Source organism: Streptomyces sp. NPDC007945 (assembly GCF_042958885.1).
In the GTDB taxonomy this organism is placed as follows: Bacteria; Actinomycetota; Actinomycetes; order Streptomycetales; family Streptomycetaceae; genus Streptomyces.
The window spans coordinates 269,886-289,665 of sequence record NZ_JBIBJV010000006.1 but is presented as its reverse complement, the minus strand read 5'-3'; the positions used below and the strand labels follow the sequence as shown (position 1 = coordinate 289,665).

The 19,780-nt window shown below is 75.2% G+C and carries 19 protein-coding genes and 2 pseudogenes; 9 read left to right on the top strand and 12 right to left on the bottom strand.

The features are described 5' to 3' along the window. Window positions 1–15 precede the first annotated feature (15 nt). Window positions 16–648 (top strand): isopentenyl-diphosphate Delta-isomerase, encoded by a 633-nt coding sequence (gene idi, locus ACFZCF_RS21030; RefSeq protein WP_388445698.1) that lies wholly within the window; start codon window positions 16–18, stop codon window positions 646–648. Here idi and ACFZCF_RS21025 read toward each other — a convergent pair. Continuing rightward, on the bottom strand, window positions 614–1,129 hold the full coding sequence (locus tag ACFZCF_RS21025) for an ATP-binding protein (RefSeq protein ID WP_388445695.1): 516 nt from the start codon (window positions 1,127–1,129) through the stop codon (window positions 614–616). The genes idi and ACFZCF_RS21025 overlap by 35 nt on opposite strands. 130 nt (window positions 1,130–1,259) lie before the next feature. Next, a complete protein-coding gene (locus tag ACFZCF_RS21020) occupies window positions 1,260–1,925 on the bottom strand; it encodes an HdeD family acid-resistance protein (RefSeq protein WP_388445692.1) in 666 nt (221 codons plus the stop codon). A 71-nt stretch (window positions 1,926–1,996) separates the two neighbouring features. Between ACFZCF_RS21020 and ACFZCF_RS21015 the strand changes: the two genes are divergently transcribed. Next, entirely contained in the window at window positions 1,997–2,749 is a 753-nt protein-coding gene (locus ACFZCF_RS21015) for an enoyl-CoA hydratase/isomerase family protein (protein ID WP_388445689.1), read from the top strand. Window positions 2,750–2,752: 3 nt separating this feature from the next. Here the strand turns inward: ACFZCF_RS21015 and ACFZCF_RS21010 are convergent. Together ACFZCF_RS21010 and ACFZCF_RS21005 are read right to left on the bottom strand one after the other, a co-directional pair. Continuing rightward, window positions 2,753–3,379, bottom strand: a pseudogene (locus ACFZCF_RS21010) (DJ-1/PfpI family protein); the annotation flags it as partial. A gap of 234 nt (window positions 3,380–3,613) precedes the next feature. Beyond that, window positions 3,614–4,585: pseudogene (locus ACFZCF_RS21005) on the bottom strand (GlxA family transcriptional regulator); the annotation flags it as partial. A 127-nt stretch (window positions 4,586–4,712) separates the two neighbouring features. On the opposite strand from ACFZCF_RS21005, the gene ACFZCF_RS21000 reads away from it, so the two are divergent. Beyond that, window positions 4,713–5,579, top strand: coding sequence for a hypothetical protein (locus ACFZCF_RS21000; RefSeq protein WP_388445683.1), 867 nt, complete (start codon window positions 4,713–4,715; stop codon window positions 5,577–5,579). Window positions 5,580–5,691: 112 nt separating this feature from the next. After that, window positions 5,692–8,094, top strand: coding sequence for a helix-hairpin-helix domain-containing protein (locus ACFZCF_RS20995; protein WP_391287915.1), 2,403 nt, complete (start codon window positions 5,692–5,694; stop codon window positions 8,092–8,094). A 304-nt stretch (window positions 8,095–8,398) separates the two neighbouring features. Here ACFZCF_RS20995 and ACFZCF_RS20990 read toward each other — a convergent pair whose 3' ends face one another. From ACFZCF_RS20990 to ACFZCF_RS20980, 3 genes are read right to left on the bottom strand one after another with little or no spacing between them, the layout of a single operon-like run. Then, window positions 8,399–8,803 carry a hypothetical protein gene (locus ACFZCF_RS20990; RefSeq protein WP_391287913.1) on the bottom strand — a complete coding sequence of 135 codons (405 nt, stop codon included), beginning with the start codon at window positions 8,801–8,803 and terminating at the stop codon, window positions 8,399–8,401. Beyond that, the gene (locus ACFZCF_RS20985) at window positions 8,800–9,090 is read right to left on the bottom strand and encodes a hypothetical protein (protein ID WP_391287911.1); all 291 of its coding nucleotides are present in this window, start codon (window positions 9,088–9,090) and stop codon (window positions 8,800–8,802) included. The genes ACFZCF_RS20990 and ACFZCF_RS20985 overlap by 4 nt, the downstream gene beginning before the upstream one ends. After that, window positions 9,090–10,727: an ABC-F family ATP-binding cassette domain-containing protein gene (locus ACFZCF_RS20980; RefSeq protein WP_388445674.1), complete on the bottom strand. Its 1,638-nt coding sequence runs from the start codon at window positions 10,725–10,727 to the stop codon at window positions 9,090–9,092. The genes ACFZCF_RS20985 and ACFZCF_RS20980 overlap by 1 nt, the downstream gene beginning before the upstream one ends. Window positions 10,728–10,779: 52 nt before the next feature. Here ACFZCF_RS20980 and ACFZCF_RS20975 point away from each other — a divergent pair, with 52 nt between their 5' ends. Next, window positions 10,780–11,769 (top strand): FAD-dependent oxidoreductase, encoded by a 990-nt coding sequence (locus ACFZCF_RS20975; protein WP_391287909.1) that lies wholly within the window; start codon window positions 10,780–10,782, stop codon window positions 11,767–11,769. A 49-nt stretch (window positions 11,770–11,818) separates the two neighbouring features. On the opposite strand, the gene ACFZCF_RS20970 is transcribed toward ACFZCF_RS20975, so the two are convergent. Both ACFZCF_RS20970 and ACFZCF_RS20965 read right to left on the bottom strand, forming a co-directional pair. Next, complete coding sequence (locus tag ACFZCF_RS20970; RefSeq protein ID WP_382807692.1) at window positions 11,819–12,124, bottom strand: hypothetical protein; 306 nt, start codon at window positions 12,122–12,124, stop codon at window positions 11,819–11,821. Between the two features lie 116 nt (window positions 12,125–12,240). Then, entirely contained in the window at window positions 12,241–13,569 is a 1,329-nt protein-coding gene (locus tag ACFZCF_RS20965; RefSeq protein WP_391287908.1) for a M14 family zinc carboxypeptidase, read from the bottom strand. A 212-nt stretch (window positions 13,570–13,781) separates the two neighbouring features. Between ACFZCF_RS20965 and ACFZCF_RS20960 the strand changes: the two genes are divergently transcribed. Beyond that, window positions 13,782–15,284 carry a M1 family aminopeptidase gene (locus ACFZCF_RS20960; RefSeq protein ID WP_391287906.1) on the top strand — a complete coding sequence of 501 codons (1,503 nt, stop codon included), beginning with the start codon at window positions 13,782–13,784 and terminating at the stop codon, window positions 15,282–15,284. Window positions 15,285–15,316: 32 nt separating this feature from the next. On the opposite strand, the gene ACFZCF_RS20955 is transcribed toward ACFZCF_RS20960, so the two are convergent. Next, on the bottom strand, window positions 15,317–16,153 hold the full coding sequence (locus ACFZCF_RS20955; protein ID WP_388445661.1) for an oxygenase MpaB family protein: 837 nt from the start codon (window positions 16,151–16,153) through the stop codon (window positions 15,317–15,319). 497 nt (window positions 16,154–16,650) lie between these two features. Next, window positions 16,651–17,142 (bottom strand): hypothetical protein, encoded by a 492-nt coding sequence (locus ACFZCF_RS20950; protein WP_169089842.1) that lies wholly within the window; start codon window positions 17,140–17,142, stop codon window positions 16,651–16,653. Window positions 17,143–17,314: 172 nt separating this feature from the next. Here ACFZCF_RS20950 and sph point away from each other — a divergent pair, with 172 nt between their 5' ends. Then, window positions 17,315–18,301, top strand: coding sequence for a sphingomyelin phosphodiesterase (sph, locus tag ACFZCF_RS20945; protein ID WP_391287904.1), 987 nt, complete (start codon window positions 17,315–17,317; stop codon window positions 18,299–18,301). A 9-nt stretch (window positions 18,302–18,310) separates the two neighbouring features. Here sph and ACFZCF_RS20940 read toward each other — a convergent pair whose 3' ends face one another. Then, the gene (locus ACFZCF_RS20940) at window positions 18,311–18,832 is read right to left on the bottom strand and encodes a hypothetical protein (protein WP_391287902.1); all 522 of its coding nucleotides are present in this window, start codon (window positions 18,830–18,832) and stop codon (window positions 18,311–18,313) included. A gap of 157 nt (window positions 18,833–18,989) precedes the next feature. On the opposite strand from ACFZCF_RS20940, the gene ACFZCF_RS20935 reads away from it, so the two are divergent. Beyond that, complete coding sequence (locus ACFZCF_RS20935; RefSeq protein WP_043228359.1) at window positions 18,990–19,199, top strand: helix-turn-helix domain-containing protein; 210 nt, start codon at window positions 18,990–18,992, stop codon at window positions 19,197–19,199. Next, window positions 19,199–19,741 carry a Clp protease N-terminal domain-containing protein gene (locus tag ACFZCF_RS20930; protein ID WP_391287901.1) on the top strand — a complete coding sequence of 181 codons (543 nt, stop codon included), beginning with the start codon at window positions 19,199–19,201 and terminating at the stop codon, window positions 19,739–19,741. The genes ACFZCF_RS20935 and ACFZCF_RS20930 overlap by 1 nt, the downstream gene beginning before the upstream one ends. Window positions 19,742–19,780: the final 39 nt, after the last annotated feature.

Here is a 19,780-nt window from a genome sequence, read left to right as displayed (position 1 = left end):
AAGCGAAGGATGGGTATGCCGACCACACAGGGCACCACGGCCGAGATCGCGCCGGGGCTTGCGTCTCAGCTCGCGTCGGACGGCACGGAGCCGTCCGCCACCCCGGAGCCGATCATGCTGGAACTGGTCGACGAGGCCGGGAACACCGTCGGTACGGCGGAGAAGCTCGCCGCCCACCAGGCCCCCGGGCAGCTGCACCGCGCCTTCTCGGTCTTCCTCTTCGACGAGGAGGGCCGGCTGCTGATCCAGCGCCGCGCGCTGGGCAAGTACCACTCCCCCGGCGTCTGGTCCAACACCTGCTGCGGGCACCCCTACCCGGGCGAGGCGCCCTTCGCGGCGGCCGCCCGGCGCACCTTCGAGGAGCTGGGCGTCTCCCCCACCCTGATGGGCGAGGCCGGCACCGTCCGCTACAACCACCCGGACCCGGCCTCGGGCCTGGTGGAGCAGGAGTTCAACCACCTCTTCGTCGGCCTGGTGCAGGCGACCCCCCGGCCGGACCCGGAGGAGATCGGGGAGTACGCCTTCGTGACCCCGGCCGAGCTGGCCGAGCGGCACGCGGCCGCGCCGTTCTCCGCCTGGTTCATGACGGTGCTCGACGCGGCGCGCCCGGCGATCAGGGAGCTGACGGGTCCTGCCGGGGGCTGGTGACCCGCCCCTCCGTCGTCCCCGGCCCCGGTGCCATCGGGGCCAGGGGCAGCGCCGCCCAGATGATCTTCCCGCCGCCCGCGGTGTGCTCGACGTCGCAGGCGCCGCCCGCCTCCAGGGCGATCTCCTTCACCAGGAGCAGGCCCCGGCCGCCGGTCTGGCCGTAGTCGGCCTCCAGTGCCTTGGGCCGGTAGGGGTGGTTGTCCTCGACGGACACCCGGACCCACTCCGGCCCGATGGCCACCTCGACCGCTATCTCCGGGGAGAGCAGCGCCGCGTGCCGCACGGCGTTGGTGACCAGCTCGGAGACGATCAGCAGCAGCCCGTGCCGGATGTCCTCGTGGACCGGAACTCCCTGGCGGGCCAGCAGGTCGCGTACCGCGTGCCGGGCCTGGGGGACGGAGACGTCGACCGCGGGAGCGGTGAAGCGCCAGACTCCTTCGTAGGACGGTGGCCGGGCGGGGACGCCTCCGCGGGCATCCATGGTCCGGTTCCCACCCTCGTGCTCGATTCTCGCCACACCGGGAGTCTTGGCAATCCGGAGGGGCATCCCGACCTACTGACCAGAAGTCGACACCTATCGGCCACCTTCTGATCGATGACGTACGTCGACGTCAGTTGTGCGACTGATCCTGCGCGTTTTCCGGGGGGATCCTCGGAGGCCCCTCCCCCGCCGGTTGCGGCGCCGGGGTGACCATGTCGAGGATCCTCCGGCCGCCGATCCCGATCGCGACGAGCCCCAGGCCGTCGAAGAGCAGCGCCAGCGAGAAGAAACAGCCGATGACGTACCGGCTGCTGTCCGGCCAGTCGAAGAGCACCAGGACCCCCAGGAGCACCCCGAAGGCGCCCTGGAGCAGCGTCCAGCCGAACTGCGGGCCGCGCGTCACCACGCTGCCGACCAGCCGGAAGACCCCGCCGGTGAGGAAGAGCAGGGCCGCGAACATCGTCAGCGCCTCGGCGGTTCCCTCCGGGTGACGGAGCACCACGCAGCCGGCCGCCAGGTTCACCGCCGCGACCACCGCCGCCAGCCAGAAGGCGCCGGTGCCCCGGGACGCGTACGCCTGCACGAGGCCCACCAGGCCGCCCACGAGCAGCAGCCAGCCGAAGAGCCACATGGACGTCAGCGTCGCCAGCCCGGTGTAGACCAGGCCGACCACCCCGCAGATCACGAGGATCACGCCGAGCGCGGCCAGCCAGCCGAAGCTCCGCCCGAGTCTCTTCCCCTCACGGGCCCTCTCCCGCACGGGATCCAGGCCCTCGTCCCGGTTCTTCCTGGCCATCGTGCCTCCTCGCGGCTGCCTGACGACCCCTTCCCGATCGTACGGTCGACACCGGTGGATAGCATCCGGCCATGGAGACCCCGGAGCCGCAGCTCGTCGACACCGTCACCGACGGCGTCGCGACCCTCGTCATCAGCAACCCCGCCAAGCGGAACGCCATGACGGCGGGCATGTGGCGGTCGCTGCCCGCCGTCCTCGACCGGCTCGCCGCCGACCCGGCGGTCCGGGTCCTGGTGCTGACCGGCGCCGGCGACACCTTCTGCGCCGGCGCCGACATCTCGACGCTGCGGGAGCCCGGGGACGAGCAGCAGACGCTGGCGGTCCGCGCCGAGGAGGCGCTCGCCGCCTTCCCCAAGCCGACCCTCGCCGCCGTCCGCGGCTACTGCGTCGGCGGCGGCAGCCAGCTCGCGGGCGCCTGCGACCTGCGCTTCGCCGCCGAGGGCAGCCGCTTCGGGATCACCCCGGCGAAGCTCGGCATCGTCTACCCCTCGTCCTCCACCCGCCGGCTCGCCGCCCTGGTGGGTCCCGCCACCGCCAAGTACCTCCTCTTCTCCGGCGAACTCATCGACAGCGAGCGGGCGCTGCGGACCGGCTTCGTGGACGAGGTGCACCCGGCCGGCGAGCTGGCGAAGCGGGTCGAGGAGTTCTGCCGGATCCTCGCCTCCCGGTCGCTGCTCACCCAGGCCGCGGCCAAGGAGTTCGCCGACGGACGGCTCGACCGGGACGCCCACTGGGCGGCGCAGGCGCACGGCAGCGGCGACACCGCCGAGGGGGTCGCCGCCTTCCTGGAGCGCCGCGCGCCCCGCTTCACCTACGGCCTCTGAGGCTCAGCCCTGCGGCAGGTCCTCGGCCCGGGTGCCGCGCCACCGCTCCACCAGGTGGGCGGGGGCCTTCAGCGGGGAGCCCGCGTCGTACGGCGGCTGGGGGTCGTACTCCGTGAGCAGCTGGACGGTCATCGCGGCGTCGTCGCCGGCGATCCGGCCGAGCAGGTGCAGGCCCATGTCGATGCCGGAGGAGACTCCGGCGGCCGTCACGTACTTGCCGTCGAAGACGACCCGCTCGCCGGTGGGCTCCGCGCCCAGCGCGCGCAGCTCCTCGTAGGCCAGCCAGTGGGTGGTCGCGCGACGGCCGTCGAGCAGCCCCGCGGCACCGAGGAGCAGCGCGCCGGTGCAGACCGAGGTGGTCCAGGTGCTGGTGGAGTCGGCGACGCGCAGCCACTCCCGGATCTCCGGGTCGTGCATGGCCCGGCGGGTCTCCGGGCCGCCGGGGACCAGGACGACGTCCGGGTGCGGCACGTCGGCGAGCGCCTTGTCGGCGACGAGCGCGAGGCTGCCCTGGTCGTTGCGGACCGGGCCGGGCTCCTTGGCGACGAAGACGGTCTCCGCCCCGGGCGTCCGGGCGAGGATCTCGTACGGGCCGACGGCGTCGAGCGTGGTGAAGCCCTCGTAGAGCAGGACGGCGATCTGCATGGGTGTGATCCCTCTCAGGTGACGGGTGCGGGGGTGGGGGCGGGCGCCGGGGCGGAGGTGCGGCCCGTCGCCGGGACGGGCGTGAGCGACGGGGCGGGCGTGGGCGACGGGGCGGGGGCGCGGCCGGTCGCCGGGACGGGCGCCGGGGCGGGCGTGGGCAACGGGGCGGGGGCGCGGCCGGTCGCCGGGGCGGGCGTGGGCGACGGGGCGGGCGTGGGCCGTCGTCGGGGTGTGGAAGCGGCGGCGGTAGTCGGCGGGGGTGGTGTCGAGGGTCTTCACGAAGGCGCGGCGCATCGCCTCGGGGGTGCCGTAGCCGGCGGCGCGGGAGACCTCCTCGACGCCGCCGGTGGTCTCCTCCAGGAGCCTGCGGGCGTGTTCGAGGCGGATCCGGTCGACGTACCGCCCCGGGGTGACACCGGTCTCGGCGCGGAAGGCGCGGGCGAAGTGGCGGGGCGAGAGCCGGGCGCGGGCGGCGAGCCGCTCCACCGACAGGTCCTCGTCCGGGTGCTCGGCGATCCACGCCTGGACGTCGCGCAGCGGTTCGCGGCGCGCGGTCTGGGCGGCGAGCTGGGCGCTGAACTGCGCCTGGTTGCCCGGGCGGCGGAGGAACACGACCAGCATCCGCGCCAGGGCGAGGGCGGCCTCCCGGCCCAGGTCCTCCTCCACCAGCGCGAGGGCCAGGTCGATGCCGGTGGTGACCCCGGCGGAGGTGGCGATCCGGCCGTCCCTGACGAAGATCGGGTCGGGGTCCACCTCGACCGCCGGATGGCGGCGGGCGAGGTGCTCGCAGGCCATCCAGTGGGTGGTGGCCCGGTGCCCGTCGAGGAGCCCCGCCTCGGCCAGCCGCAGCGCCCCCGTGCAGACCGAGACCAGCCGCTCGGCGCGCGGCCCGTGCACGCGCAGCCAGTCGACGAGGTCCGGGTCGGCGCCCCGGGTGCCCTCGCCGCCGGGGACGAGGAGCGTGTGCGGCGGACCGTCGGCGACGGCCTCCTCCAGGGAGGTGTCCGGCAGGATCCGCATCCCGCTGGAGGTGCGGACCGCTCCGCCGCCCGGGGAGGCGGTACGGATCGGGTACGGGTCCCGCGCGGCGCCCGCGGCCCACCGGGCGCCGTGGAACACCTCGACGGGCCCGGTGACGTCGAGGCTCTGCACGCCGTCGAAGAGCACGACGAGGACGGGACGCTGGATCATGCCCCCCATCCTTCGGGCCCGGCCGGGACGGCCGCAAGGACGGCCACCCCACCTCTCCTGCCATGCGGGCGGGTCGGTCACCATGGGCCGTTCCCTCCGTACCGAGCAGTCGGTTAGGTTCTGGTCCATGACGACCTCTCTGCCGCCCCGGGCCGGGCGCCGCTGCCACAACGCCCTCAACCCGCTCCACTCGACGCTGTACTTCTCCCCCGACCTGGACCGGGAGTTCGGGATCCTCGGCCTCACCGACCGCTCCGCCATGCGGCTCGCCGCCCGCAGCGCCCCGCTCGGCGCCGTCGGCGCAGGGACGGTCGCCGCGACCTTCTACAACTACCGCTGGGAGCACCTCGCCCAGCACCTGCCCGCGGTCTGGGAGACCGCCGCCCCCGCCGCCGTCCTCGACGCCCGGCTGCGGGCCGTCGACGCCACCCTGCGCCGGCTGCTCGGCGAGGAGGCCCTCGCCTCCCCGGAGATGGCGGAGGCCGCCGGGCTCGCCCTGCGGGCCGCCGAGGCCTGCGCGCGGCACGCCAGGCCGCTGTACTCCGCCAACGCCGACCTGCCGGTCCCCGAGGAGCCGCACCTCGCCTACTGGCACGCCGCGACCCTGCTGCGCGAGCACCGCGGCGACGGGCACCTGACGGCCCTGCTCGGCGCGGGCCTCGACCCGGTCGAGGCGCTGGCCTCCCACACCGCCACCGGCAAGGGCATGGCACCGGGCTGGGTCCTCCGCACCCGGGGCTGGAGCCAGGCCGACTGGGAGGCCGCACGGGAACGGCTGCGCGAGCGCGGGTACCTCGACGCGGACGGCGAACTGACGGAGGCCGGCGCCCGGCTGCGCGAGGAACTGGAGGAGGCCACCGACCGCCTGGACGCCGCCCCGTACGAGCACCTGGGCGCGGCCGGCGTGGAGCGCCTCACCGAGCTGGGCCGCGGTTTCCTGGCCGCCGCCGGGGCCGCGGGCGCCTTCCCCGCCGATCTCGTCGGCAAGAGCTGAGCCGGGGAGGCCGCGCGGCACGCGCGGATCCGGGCCGGTTGCCGCGTCCGGGTGACGGACGCGGCAGAATGCACGGGCAAGCCAGTGGTACGAGCAGACGGGTCGGGACACGGTGACGACGTCCATCGAAGCAAGGATCGCCGAGGAGCTCGGCGTACGCGAGCGACAGGTCAGGGCGGCGGTCGAGCTCCTCGACGGCGGCTCCACCGTGCCGTTCATCGCGCGCTACCGCAAGGAAGCGACCGAGATGCTCGACGACGCGCAGCTGCGCACCCTGGAGGAGCGGCTGCGCTACCTGCGGGAGCTGGAGGACCGGCGGTCCGCCGTCCTCGACTCGGTGCGGGAGCAGGGCAGGCTCACGGAGGAGCTGGAGGCCCGGATCCTCGCCGCCGACACCAAGGCGCGCCTGGAGGACATCTACCTGCCGTTCAAGCCGAAGCGGCGCACCAAGGCGCAGATCGCCCGCGAGGCCGGGCTCGCGCCGCTGGCCGAGGGGCTGCTGGCCGATCCGTCGGTGGAACCGGCCGCCGCGGCGGCGGCCTTCGTCGACGCGGACAAGGGCGTGGCGGACGCCGCCGCGGCCCTGGAGGGGGCGCGGGCGATCCTCACCGAGAGGTTCTCCGAGGACGCCGACCTCATCGGCGAGCTGCGGGAGCGGATGTGGAGCCGGGGCCGGCTGGTCGCGAGGGTCCGGGAGGGCAAGGAGCAGGAGGGGGCGAAGTTCTCCGACTACTTCGACTTCGCCGAGCCGTTCACCGCGCTCCCCTCGCACCGGATCCTCGCCCTGCTGCGCGGCGAGAAGGAGGACGTCCTCGCCCTGGAGCTGGAACCGGAGGAGGCCACCGACGGGCCGTCGTCGTACGAGCCGATCGTCGCGAGCCGCTTCGGCATCGCCGACCGGGGGCGCCCCGGTGACAAGTGGCTCCAGGACACGGTCCGTTGGGCCTGGCGCACCCGGATCCTGACGCACCTCGGGATCGACCTGCGGGTGCGGCTGCGGACGGCCGCCGAGGACGAGGCGGTGCGGGTCTTCGCCGCGAACCTGCGGGACCTGCTGCTCGCCGCCCCGGCCGGCACCCGGGCGACGCTGGGCCTCGACCCCGGTTTCCGCACCGGGGTGAAGGTGGCGGTGGTCGACGCGACCGGCAAGGTCGTCGCCACGGACACCGTCCACCCGCACGTCCCGGCCAACAGGTGGGACGAGTCGCTGGCGAAGCTGGCGCGGCTCGCGAAGGAGCACGCGGTCGAGCTGATCGCCATCGGCAACGGCACGGCCTCCCGGGAGACCGACAAGCTGGCCGCCGAACTCCTCGCCAAGCACCCGGAGTTGAACCTGACGAAGGTGATGGTCTCGGAGGCCGGCGCGTCCGTCTACTCGGCCTCCGCGTTCGCATCGCAGGAACTCCCGGACCTGGACGTGTCGTTGCGCGGCGCGGTGTCCATCGCCCGGCGGCTCCAGGACCCGCTCGCCGAGCTGGTGAAGATCGACCCGAAGTCGATCGGCGTCGGCCAGTACCAGCACGACCTCGCCGAGACGAAGCTCTCCCGCTCGCTCGACGCGGTCGTCGAGGACTGTGTGAACGGTGTCGGCGTCGACGTCAACACCGCCTCGGCGCCGCTGCTTTCGCGGGTCTCCGGGATCAGCTCGGGCCTCGCCGAGAACATCGTGGCGCACCGCGACGCACACGGCCCCTTCCGCTCCCGCAAGGCGCTGAAGGACGTGGCCAGGCTCGGCCCGAAGGCGTACGAGCAGTGCGCGGGCTTCCTGCGCATCCGGGGCGGCGACGACCCGCTGGACGCCTCGGCGGTGCACCCGGAGGCGTACCCGGTGGTGCGGCGGATGGCGAAGACCACCGGCGGCGAGGTCGCGGCGCTGATCGGCGACACGGCGACGCTGCGGTCGCTGCGGCCGGCCGACTTCGTCGACGACTCCTTCGGTCTGCCGACGGTCACCGACATCCTGCGCGAGCTGGAGAAGCCGGGCCGCGACCCGCGCCCGGCGTTCAAGACGGCCACCTTCAAGGAGGGCGTCGAGAAGATCGGCGACCTGGTGGCGGGGATGGTCCTGGAGGGCGTGGTCACGAACGTGGCCGCGTTCGGGGCGTTCGTGGACGTCGGTGTGCACCAGGACGGCCTGGTGCACGTCTCGGCCATGTCGAAGACCTTCGTCAAGGATCCGCGGGACGTGGTCAAGCCGGGCGACGTGGTGAAGGTGAAGGTCCTCGACGTCGACATCCCGCGCAAGCGGATCTCGCTGACGCTGCGGCTCGACGACGAGGCGGCGGCCTCCGACGCGGCTCCCGGCGCCCCGTCCGGCCAGCGGCGTGACCGCGGCGGCCGCCCGCCCCAGCAGCGGCAGGGCCAGAGCCGCGGCCAGTCGCGGGGCCAGGGACCGGGACAGGGGCAGGGCCAGGGCCAGTCCCGCGGCCAGGCCGCCGCGCCCTCGAACAGCGCCATGGCGGACGCCCTCCGCAAGGCGGGCCTCCTGGGCGAGGGCGGCGGCAAGCGCCGCTGAACGCGTCGGCGCCCCCGGGCCCCGCCGCGAGGGCGGGGCCCGGGGGCGCCGGGCGTCCGGGGGCGGGCCGTGTGTCCGGGGGAGGGCGGCGTACGTCCCGGGACGGCCTTCATGGCGGGACCGCCTTCATGGCGGGACCGCCTTCATGGCGGGACCGTCTTCGTGGCGGGCCCGGAGGCAGGCCCCGCGGGCGGGAGGGCTGACCTCGCGGCGGCCCGGGGCCACCGCGTCCGAAAGGCGGACCCCGCAGGCCCGAAGGCGCCGTGCGTCCGGGGCCGGGCCGTCGGAGCGGGCCCGGCTCGGGCTACGGCAGGAAGCGGAGGGCCCAGTCGGCGCGGTGGGCGACGGTGAGGTCGTCGTCGTCGGTCAGCGGGCGCAGGACGGTCTCGGCCTTCATCGGGTCGGCCTGGACCAGGTCGACGATCTCCGCCGCCAGGCCGTCCTGGTCGTCGCCCAGGTCGACCGCCGAGGCGCGGACGAGGACCGGGAGGGTGTCGGGGCCGCCGAGGGCGGCGAGGACGCCGCCGAGGAGTTCGCGTGCGTAGCCGTTGCGCTCGGCGACGGCCCGGTCCAGTGCGGACTCCAGGCGCGGCAGCAGGGTGCGGTCGCCGCTCGCCGCGATCTCGTCGGCGAGGTCGATCGTGGCGTCGACGTCCGCGTCGAGGTCGTCCAGCATCGCGAGGAGCCGGGTCACGCTGTCGTCGGTCATGGTGCCTCCGTAGATGCGCCGCCCGCGAGGACGGGGACGGTCGGCGACGTGTCGGGTTCGACGGCCGCCTCCACGTCCCGCGGAAGGCCGTACTCGTTCGGTTCGCGGCCCGGGGCGCGGCCGTGCGAGGCCGCGGCCGGGTCGTCCGTCGCCGACCGCGGCGTGGCCGCCGCGGTCGCCTCCGGGGTCGGGGTGGGGCCCGGCGCGAGGGCGCGCGGGGCGTCGGGGACCGCGCCGGGGACGGGGGTCCGCGCAGCGGCGGGCCCCCGGCCGAGGGCGGTGCCCATCAGAGTTCGGTGACCTTGCCGTCGGCGACCTGGAGGCGCCGGTCGACGCGGATCGCGTCGAGCATGCGGCGGTCGTGGGTCACCAGGAGCAGCGTGCCCTCGTAGGCGTCGAGGGCGGACTCCAGCTGTTCGATGGCGGGCAGGTCGAGGTGGTTGGTCGGCTCGTCGAGGACGAGGAGGTTGACGCCCCTGCCCTGGAGGAGGGCGAGGGCGGCGCGGGTCCGTTCGCCCGGGGAGAGGGTGGTGGCGGGGCGCAGCACGTGGTCGGCCTTGAGGCCGAACTTGGCGAGCAGGGTGCGGACGTCGGCGGGCTCGGTGTCGGGGACGGCGGCGCAGAAGGCGTCGAGGAGCGACTCGGTGCCGTGGAACAGCTTGCGGGCCTGGTCGACCTCGCCGACGACGACGCCGGAGCCGAGGGCGGCGTGCCCGGAGTCGAGCGGGAGGCGGCCGAGGAGGGCGGCGAGGAGGGTGGACTTGCCGGCGCCGTTGGCGCCGGTGACGGCGACCCGGTCGGCCCAGTCGATCTGGAGGGTGACGGGGCCGAAGGCGAAGTCGCCGCGGCGGACCTCGCCGTCACGGAGGGTGGCGACGACGGAGCCGGAGCGGGGAGCGGCGGCGATCTCCATCCGCAGCTCCCACTCCTTGCGGGGTTCCTCGACGACGTCCAGGCGTTCGATCATCCGCTGGGTCTGGCGGGCCTTCGCGGCCTGCTTCTCGCTGGCCTCGCCGCGGAGCTTGCGGCCGATCTTGTCGTTGTCGGTGGCCTTGCGGCGGGCGTTGCGGACGCCCTTGTCCATCCAGTTGCGCTGCATGAGCGCCCGGCTCTCCAGCGCGGTCTTCTTGTCGGCGTACTCCTCGTACTCCTCGCGGGCGTGCCGGCGGGCGGTGGCCCGCTCCTCCAGGTAGGCGTCGTAGCCGCCGCCGTAGAGGGTGATCTGCTGCTGGGCGAGGTCGAGTTCGAGGACCTTGGTGACGGTGCGGGTGAGGAACTCGCGGTCGTGGCTGACGACGACGGTGCCGGCCCGCAGGCCCTTGACGAAGGCCTCCAGGCGCTCCAGGCCGTCGAGGTCGAGGTCGTTGGTGGGCTCGTCGAGGAGGAAGACGTCGTAGCGGGAGAGGAGGAGGGAGGCGAGGCCGGCGCGGGCGGCCTGGCCGCCGGAGAGGCCGGTCATCGGCTGGTCGAGGTCGACGGTGAGGCCGAGGGAGGCGGCGACCTCCTCGGCGCGCTCGTCGAGGTCGGCGCCGCCGAGGTCGAGCCAGCGCTCCAGGGTGGTGGCGTACGCGTCGTCGGCGCCGGGGGTGCCGTCGACGAGGCCCTGGGTGGCCTCGTCCATGGCGGTCTGGGCGGCGGCGACGCCGGTGCGGCGGGCCAGGAACTGCCGTACGGTCTCGCCCGCGCGCCGCTCGGGCTCCTGCGGCAGGTGGCCGACGGTCGCGGTCGGCGGGGAGAGCCGGACCTCGCCCTCCTCGGGGGTGTCGAGCCCGGCGAGGAGTCGCAGCAGGCTGGACTTGCCGGCGCCGTTGGCGCCGACGAGGCCGATGACGTCGCCGGGGGCGACGACGAGGTCGAGCCCGGCGAAGAGGGTGCGTTCGCCGTGGCCGGCGGCGAGGTCCTTGGCGACGAGGGTGGCAGTCATCAGACCACGCATCCTACGTGGGCGGCGGGGGCGGGCCGGGTACGGTCCGGGCATGGGCGGCGACGTGATCGTGGTGGGCGGCGGGGTCGTCGGGCTGACGACGGCGGTGGTGCTGGCGGAGCGGGGGCTGCGGGTACGGGTCTGGGCCCGGGATCCTGCGGAGGCGACGACCTCGGCGGTGGCGGGTGCCCTGTGGTGGCCGTACCGGATCGAGCCGGCGGAGGAGGCGGGGGTCTGGGCACTGGAGTCGCTGGAGGTGTACGGGGAGCTGGCCGGGGCGCCGCGGGAGACCGGGGTGCGGTGGGTGCCGGGGGTGCACGCGGACACGCGCCTGGACGGCCTCGGGGCGTGGGCCGCCCGGGTGCCGGGGCTGCGGCAGCTGCCGCCGGACGAGGTCCCGGGGCCGTACGCGACGGGGCTCGCGGCCCGGCTGCCGCTGATCGACATGCCGGTCCACCTGGCGTGGCTGCGGGGCCGGCTGGAGGCGGCGGGCGGGGTGGTCGAGCGGCGGGCGGTCGCGGCCTGGGAGGAGCCGGCCGCGGCGGCGCCGGTGGTGGTGAACTGCACGGGACTCGCGGCGCGGGAGCTGGTGCCCGACGCCGGACTGAGGCCGGTGCGGGGGCAGTTGGTGCTGGTGGAGAACCCCGGTGTGGAGGAGTGGTTCACGGCGGCGGACGCGGGGGCGGCGGAGACGACGTACTTCTTCCCGCAGCCGGGGCGGCTGGTCCTCGGCGGGACCGCCGAGGAGGGTGCGGAGGGGCGGGAGCCCGACCGGGCGACGGCGGCGGGGATCGTGGCGCGGTGCGCGCGGATCCGGCCGGAGATCGCCGGGGCGCGGGTGCTCGGGCATCGGGTGGGACTGCGTCCGGCCCGGGCCGGCGGGGTGCGCGTCGAGGGGGTGCGACTGCCTGGCGGCGGCCTCCTGGTGCACCACTACGGGCACGGGGGCGCCGGGGTCACGGTGGCGTGGGGCTGCGCGCGGCGGGCGGCGGACCTGGTGACCGGCCGAGCCGGCGGGGCGGCCGAAGGCCCCCGTCCGTGACGGACGGGGGCCTTCGACGGGCCTGCGGGACGGGCGCGTCCCGCGCGGGTCACTTCCCGAACGGCGGGGCCACGACCTCGTCGGCGCGCTCGCACTGCTTGGCGCGGCGCTGCAGGGCGTCGGCGCGGGCGTAGGCGCGGCGGGACTCCTCGTAGGCCTTGAGGCGCTTGAGCTGGGCGGCCCGGTCGCGCTCGGCGCGGGCCTGGTCGTACAGCTGGGCGGGGTTGCAGGTCCGGCCGGAGGCGGCCTCCGCCGACGGGGCGGCGGCGGTCTGTCCGAGCAGCAGGCCCCCGGCCAGCAGCATCGTGGCGAACAGGGCGGGCAGGGTGCGGCGCGCACGCGTCGCGTGGGACATGTGGTTCTCCAAGTCGGGGCCGATAGAGCCCGTATGAGGCATGGTCAGTACCGGCCGGTAACTTTACCCGCCCCAACGGGACCGACCGGACATGCCCCTCCTTTCCCACGGAAAGGTCAACACTCCTCCACAGGACGCCCACTGACGAGGTGGTGGGCGGCGCGGCCGTCGAGGAGCAGCGGGACCAGGAGCCGATGCGACTGACGCAGCGGGACGTACGCGCCGCCGTCCGGGGTTCGGCTCGACACCACGCCGTGCAGGGCGAGTTCGTCGCCTGCCTCGGCGTACTGGGCGGCGTCGAGGCGGTAGCCGCAGGGCGGGTCGGCGATGATCTCGGCGGGCTCGGGCGGATCGTTGTCGGCGCCGCCGAGGTAGACGGGCCCGGCGTCGGCGAGACCGGCGAGCCGGGCGGCGGAGGTGGCGGCGGCGAGCGGGGCGCGGCGCTCGGAGACGTACGCGAAGACGTCCCCCAGGGCGGTGAGGTGGGTGGCGACCCTGCGCCGCTGGGAGAGGGCCGGGTCGCGCTCCTCCGCCTCCCCGAGCGGGTCCTCGCGGGTCTCGGCGAGGAGGGCGGCCATGTGCTTGATCCCGGCGGTGTTGCGCAGGATGCGCTCCTGGCCGTCGCCCGCGACCTGCTTCACGGGGCGGCCGGTGAAGGGGTCGGTCCAGATGCCGTAGACGCCGTGGGTGCGGCCCGCGCGGGCGGCGCCGGGGCGGACGTACTCCTCCGAGAGGACGCGGGACTCGGCGTGGACGCGGGCGTCGGTGTCGAGGCTGCGCGGCCAGAGGGCGAGGAGGTCCTTGTCGTAGTAGCCGGGGGTGGCGCCGTACTCGTGGAGGTCGTGGACCAGGTCGGGCCGGCGGTCGCGGATCACGGCGGCGAGGGCGCGGGCCTCGGCGGTGCGCAGCGCGAGGTGGTCGCGGTTGACGTCGATGCCGGCGGCGTTGCCCCGGGTGTCGGCCTCGCGGCCGTCGGGGTTGGCGTTGGGCACGACGAGGACGGTGGTACGGGCGAGCAGCCGCAGCGTCCCGGGGTCGCGGGCGAGGGCCAGGTCGCGGACGGTGCTGAGGCAGGCCTCGCGCCCGGCGGGCTCGTCGCCGTGCTGGCTGCAGACGAGCAGCACCGTGGTGGCGCCGCGGGCGGGGCCGAGGGCGGCGAGCCGCAGCGGCCGGCCCTGCTCGGTGGTGCCGATGGTGGTGACCGCGAGCCGGTGGCTGCGCCGGTCGACGGCGGCGAGGAAGTCGCGCTCCTCCGCGTCCGTCGTCCAGCGGGCGCCGCCGCTCGCCTCGAAGCCGGTCCGGGGCGGGGCCGGCGGCGCGTCCGGGACCGCCGCCTTCGCCGGGACGGCGACGAGCGGGAGTCCGAGGAGGGCCGCCCCGGCGGCGAGGAGCAGGGCGCGGCGGGCGGCACGCGGACGCTTCGGCACGGGCGTGGGCATCGGCATGGCCGGACCGTACTCGCCGGTCCCGGGGTGCGGAAGACCGCGTGCGGGAAACGGGTGAACGGTGCTTCGTGTCGGCCGAATGGCGATCGTGTGACGGAAGGCGCCCTTTACGTGACCCTCCGTCGCGTGCTTCATAGAGTCCGAACAAGTCCGGATCAAGGACCGACGCCCACCCATGCGTCTTCGTCACCCACGACTTGGGGGAGCCCTCCGTGCACCGCAGAATCATCGTTCCGAGCGCCCTCGCGGCCTCGCTGCTGCTGGCGATCCCGGCTTCGGCGGCCGACTACGTCCCGGGCGCGCCGGGCATCGGCGACTCCTACTACCCCACCGCCGGCAACGGCGGCTACGACGTCTCCCACTACGACCTGCGCCTGAAGTACCAGCCGGCGACCGACCTCCTGGAGGGGACGGCGACGATCCTGGCGACGACGAAGCAGAACCTCTCCCGGTTCAACCTCGACCTGGGGCTGAAGGCGAGCGAGGTGCGGGTCGACGGCCGGCGGGCCTCGTTCAAGGCCACCGGGGAGCACGAGCTGGAGATCGTGCCGGCGGTGTCGCTGCCGAAGAACCGGCAGGTCACGGTGGTGGTCCGGTACGCGGGCAAGCCGTCCGAGTTCAAGGTCGGCGGCTGGTCGGCCTGGCACCGCACCCCGGACGGCGGGGTCGCCGCGCAGGAGCCCGACTCGGCCGCCTGGTGGTTCCCCTCCAACGACCACCCGCGCGACAAGGCGACGTTCGACGTTTCCGTCTCGGTGCCCGACGGCACCCAGGCGATCAGCAACGGCGTGCTCCAGTCGCAGTCCTCGCGGCTGGGCTGGACCCGCTTCAACTGGCGTTCCAACAAGCCGCAGGCGCCGTATCTGGCCACGCTCGCGGTCGGGAAGTTCGACATCACGACGGACACGACCGCGAACGGGCTTCCGGTCCTCAACGCCTACAGCAAGGACCTCGGCGACCACGCGGGCGCGGCCCGGGCCTCGATCGAGCGGACCGCCGAGGTCGCGGAGTGGCTGGAGGAGGCCTTCGGCCCGTACCCGTTCAACGCGCTCGGCGGCTACGTCCCCAATGTGACCAGCGGCTACGCGCTGGAGACGCAGACCCGGCCGTTCTACAGCCCCCGGCAGTTCGCGAACGGCTCGAACGTCTCCGTGGTCGTCCACGAGCTCGCCCACCAGTGGTACGGCGACAGCGTCTCGGTGCGCGACTGGAAGGACATCTGGATCAACGAGGGCTTCGCCCGCTACGCGCAGTGGCTGTGGTCGGAGAAGGAGGGCGAGGGCACGGCCCAGGAACTGGCCGACTACGTGTACGCCGTGCGGACCGCCGAGGATCCCTTCTGGACGGTGAAGCCGGGCGACCCGGGGCCGGAGAACCAGTTCCACATCGCCGTGTACGACCGGGGCGCGCTGGCGCTCCAGGCGCTGCGGAACGAGATCGGCGACGAGGACTTCTTCACGATCCTGAAGGGGTGGCCGCAGCGGTTCGCGCACGGTGACGCGCGGGTCGCCGACTTCGTCCGGTACGCCGAGGAGGTCTCCGGCGAGCCGCTCGCGGAGCTCTTCGACACCTGGCTGTACGAGCCGGCCAAGCCCGCAGCCGGCCCCTCGGCGGCCGCCGCCGCCACCTCCCTCGCCCGGACTCCGGCGGCGCCGGTCCAGCCGAAGTCGTGGCGGAAGATCGCGGCGACGAACGGGGTGCACGACCACCGGTAGGCCGGACCCGGCCCCGCACGGGCGGCCGTCCGTCAGCGCGCGGCGCGGCGGGCGGCCGCCCTGGCGCGCCGGGCGAGCGGCAGATAGCGCAGCCGCTCCGGCAGCACGGGGACGACCACGCGGACGACCCGGGCGACGCGGCGCAGCCTCCGTTCCTGCTCCGGGGTCCACTCCAGGCCGATCGCCGCGCGGGCGTCCGGCGGCATCAGGCCCACGGTGAGGAAGGCGCGGATCCGCTGGAAGGGGCGGCGGAGCAGCGGCCAGAGCGGGCGGACGACGAGCCGCAGCGGGAGCGGGCCCCGGTCGGGGGCGGGGACCGGGGCGTCCGGGTCGAGGAGCTCGCGGACGACGGCGGTGGCCTCCAGCTCCTCGGCGAGGACCTTGCGGTAGGCGGGCCAGAACTCCTCGACGGTCTGCGGCATGTCCCGGTCGTGGATGCCCAGGATCCGGCCCACCTGGAGCCACTCGGCGTAGAGCCGGCGGTCCTGGGCCTCGGTGAGCGGGCGGTGGAGCAGGGCGAGGCCGTGCCGGTAGACGGGGTAGCCGGTGGCGTGCACCCAGGCGTAGTAGGCGGGCGTGAGGGCGTGGTAGCGGCGTCCGTGGGCGTCGGTGCCCCGGATGTCCCGGTGCAGCGCGCGCAGCCGCCGCCCCTCGGCGGCGGCCTCCTCGCCCCCGTACACCCAGAGCTGCACGGACCGCAGCGACCGCTCGCCCCGCCCCCACGGGTCGGTCCGGAACACGGAGTGCTCGTCGACGCCCGCCCCGATCGCCGGATGCGCGACCTGCATGGCGAGCGCGGCGGGCAGCATGAGCAGCGCCCGCACGTCCCCCGCGACGGACCAGAGCACACCGCCGACCGGCGGCGGCACGGGCTCCCCACCCTGCGGACGCGCCGCACGAGCCGCGGGCCGCGACGCGGGCACGGCTCGGGGCCCCGCTCCGGGCACGGCCCCGGGCTCCGCCCCAGGGCCCGCTCCGGGTACGGCTCCGGGGCCGGCGGGAGCGGCCGAGGGGTCGGTCTCGGGCACATCGGTCGCCGACACGCCGGTCGCGGCGGGGGCGGGCGCGGACGCGCCGGAGCGAGCCGGGTCAGGCGCCGACGCACCGGACCGCGCCGGGCCCGGCGCGGACACGCCGGACCCCGCCGGGTCTGCCTCGGACACGTCCGTCCGCGCCGGGCCGGGCCGGGAGGCCGTCGCCGGGCTGCCGGGCGTCTCGTCGTCGGGGGTCATGCGGGGCCCTGCCTCTCGCCTCGGTGGTCGCCCCTTCAGGGTGCACCTTCGGGGCGTACGACGCCGGGGCCGTTCCCGGGGGCTTGGCGGCCCCGGGAACGGCCCCGGCGTGGTGGTGTGCGGTGCGGGCGCGGTCAGGCGCGGTCGGCGCCGACCGGCTCGCCGACGATGCGGCCGGCGAGGGCGTGCGCCCAGGCGTCGACGTCGGCGTTGAGCTCGCGCTCGGCGGCCTCGCGCTCGGCGGCGATCTTCGCGGTGCCGGCGGCGAGGATCGCGTCGCGCTCGGCCTGGCCCTCGGCGCGGGCGGCCGCGATGGCCGCGGAGCCCTCCTCGACGGCCTTGGAGCGGATGCGGGCGGCCTCGTGGCGGGCCTCCGCCAGCTCGGCCTCGTACTGGGCGCGGATGTCCGCGGCCTCGGAACGCAGGTCGTCGGCGCGCTCGGTGCCGCCGTCGATGGCGTCCTCGCGCTGCTCGATCGTGCGCTTGATCTTCGGGAGGATCACCTTCGCCAGGAAGAAGAAGGTCAGGAAGAACACGGCGAAGCCGAGGATGAGCTCGGCCCAGACCGGGTTGAGCGGGCCGAGGTCCATGTCGAAGATCTTGGCGTTGGAGGCGAGGGTCGTCATGGCGCGCATCCTACCTGGTCCCGAAACCGGCGGATCGTACACCCCCGTGATCGTTGGCGCGCTCGTACGACGCGGGCAAGATTCCCGGCACCTGGAGGCTACCGGAAGGTAACTACGACTGGTTGTATGGCCCGCGCCGAGTCCAACCCCCCACCATCCCACGGGAGTTCACGTGACCCTCAGCGCGTTCCGCCGCATCCCCGGCGCCGCCGTGTCCCTCGCGCTCGCCGCCGCCACCCTGGCGGCGACCGCCCCCGCCGCCTCGGCCGCCCCCGAGGCCGCCGCGGCGCCCCGCCTGAAGGTGCTCACGTACAACGCCTTCCTCTTCAGCAAGACCCTGTACCCGAACTGGGGGCAGGACCACCGGGCGCGCGCGATCCCCGCGGCCCCCTTCTTCCAGGGCCAGGACGTCGTGGTGCTCCAGGAGGCCTTCGACAACTCCGCCTCCGACGCGCTCAAGGCGAACGCCGCCGCGGCCTACCCGCACCAGACGCCCGTCGTGGGCCGGTCGAAGACCGGCTGGGACGCCACCGGCGGGGCCTACTCGGCGACCACCCCGGAGGACGGCGGGGTGACGATCCTCAGCAAGTGGCCGATCGTCCGCAAGGAGCAGTACGTGTACAAGGACGCGTGCGGCGCCGACTGGTACTCGAACAAGGGCTTCGCCTACGCGGTCCTCGACGTGAACGGCAGCCGCGTGCACGTCGTCGGCACCCACGCCCAGTCCACCGACCCCGGCTGCTCGGCGGGCGAGGCGGCGCAGATGCGCAGCCGCCAGTTCAAGGCCATGGACGCCTTCCTCGACGCGAAGAACATCCCGGCGGGCGAGCAGGTGATCGTCGCGGGCGACATGAACGTCGACTCGCACACGCCCGAGTACGCGACGATGCTCGCCGACGCGGGCCTCGCCGGGGCGGACGCCCGCACCGGCCACCCGTACTCCTTCGACACCGAGCTGAACTCGATCGCGGCGGAGCGCTACCCGGACGACCCGCGCGAGGACCTCGACCACGTCCTGTACCGGGCCGGCAACGCCCGCCCGGCGAACTGGACGAACCACGTGGTCCTGGAGTCGTCCGCGCCGTGGTCGGTCTCCAGCTGGGGCACGACGTACACGTACACCAACCTGTCGGACCACTACCCGGTGACCGGCTTCTAGGGCCGCTGGTCAGTGGCCGGGGCCGCCGAGGAGGGTGTACGCCCAGGCGGCCACGGCGACGCCGACCAGGACCAGGACCACCCAGGAGCCGGCGCCCGTGTGCCGGCTCCTTCCCGTCCGCGCCGCGCGCGCCTTCGCCGCCCGGGGGGCCTTCGGCGCCTTGCGGCCCTTCCGGCCCTTGCCCGGCCGCCCGGCGCGCGAGGGTCCCGGGTCCGCGCCCCCGCCCGGACCCGCGTCGGCCGCGGCGGCGACCTCGGCGAGCATCCGCCGGCAGACGGTCGCCAGCTCGGCGACCGGCGCCGTCAGGTCGACGACGACCTCGGTACGGGCCGGGGCCGTGGTCCCCCCGTCGAGGATCCGCCCCGCCCGCAGCAGCGCCCGGTCCTTGCCGCCCGTCGGGGCGAGGCTGATCCACCGGCGCACGTGCTCGCCGCGGATGACGACGCCCCCGCCCCGCTCCCGGTACACCGTGTGCTCCCGCCACAGGACCCCGGCCAATTCCGCGGCCGTCTCCCTGAGTTGCGCGTACATCCCACCCCCCTGTTCCCGCCCGCCGACGCGGACCGGCCGCCGACTCTAACCCCCGCGGACCCGCCCTGCGGGCCCGCCCCCCACCGCACGCCCCTCACACCCGGAAGCGCTGTCAACCAGGGTTGACGAGCGGCGGGTGTCAACCTACATTGACGGCATGACCGATGCGACCGATCTCGCCGCGCGGGCCGGTGACCGTGACCCCCGGGTGGGGCTGCGGGCCGTGTCCGCCCTGCGGCGGCTGTTGGAACAGCTGGAGGCCGTCCAGGTGCGCAGCGCGCGCCACCAGGGGTGGTCCTGGCAGGAGATCGCCACCGAGCTGGGGGTCAGCCGGCAGGCCGTTCACAAGAAGTACGGGAGGCAGTGATGTTCGAGCGGTTCACGAAGGCGGCCCGGGGCGTGGTGAAGGGGGCGGCCGAGCACGCGGAGCGGAGCGGGGCCGAGGCGGTGACCGCCGAGCACCTGCTGCTCGCGCTGCTGGACCGGGAGGGGACGCGGGCGGCGGGGGTGCTCGGGCGGATCTGTCCGGCGGAGCGCCGGCCCGCGCTGGTCGCCGCGCTCGCCGACGCGCGCCGGCGGGCCGGGCTTTCGCGGGCGGACTCCGAGGCGCTGGCCGGACTCGGCATCGACGTCGACGCGATCGTCGCCCGCGTCGAGGCCGCCCACGGGGCCGGAGCCCTCTCCGGCCGCCGCAGGCTCTCGGGGCGCAGGCCCTTCTCCCGCGAGGCGAAGTCCGTCCTGGAGAACTCGCTGCGGGTGGCGCTGGCGCGCAAGGACCGGGAGATCGGCGACGAGCACCTGCTCCTGGCGCTCACCACGGCCGGCGGGGTCGTCGCCGAGACGCTGGCCGACCACGGGGTCACGTACGCGGCGGTCGACGCCGCCCTCGCGGCGCCGTCCGCGCTCTGAGGGCTTTTACAGTCCTGGTGAGACAGCAATACTGTTGCA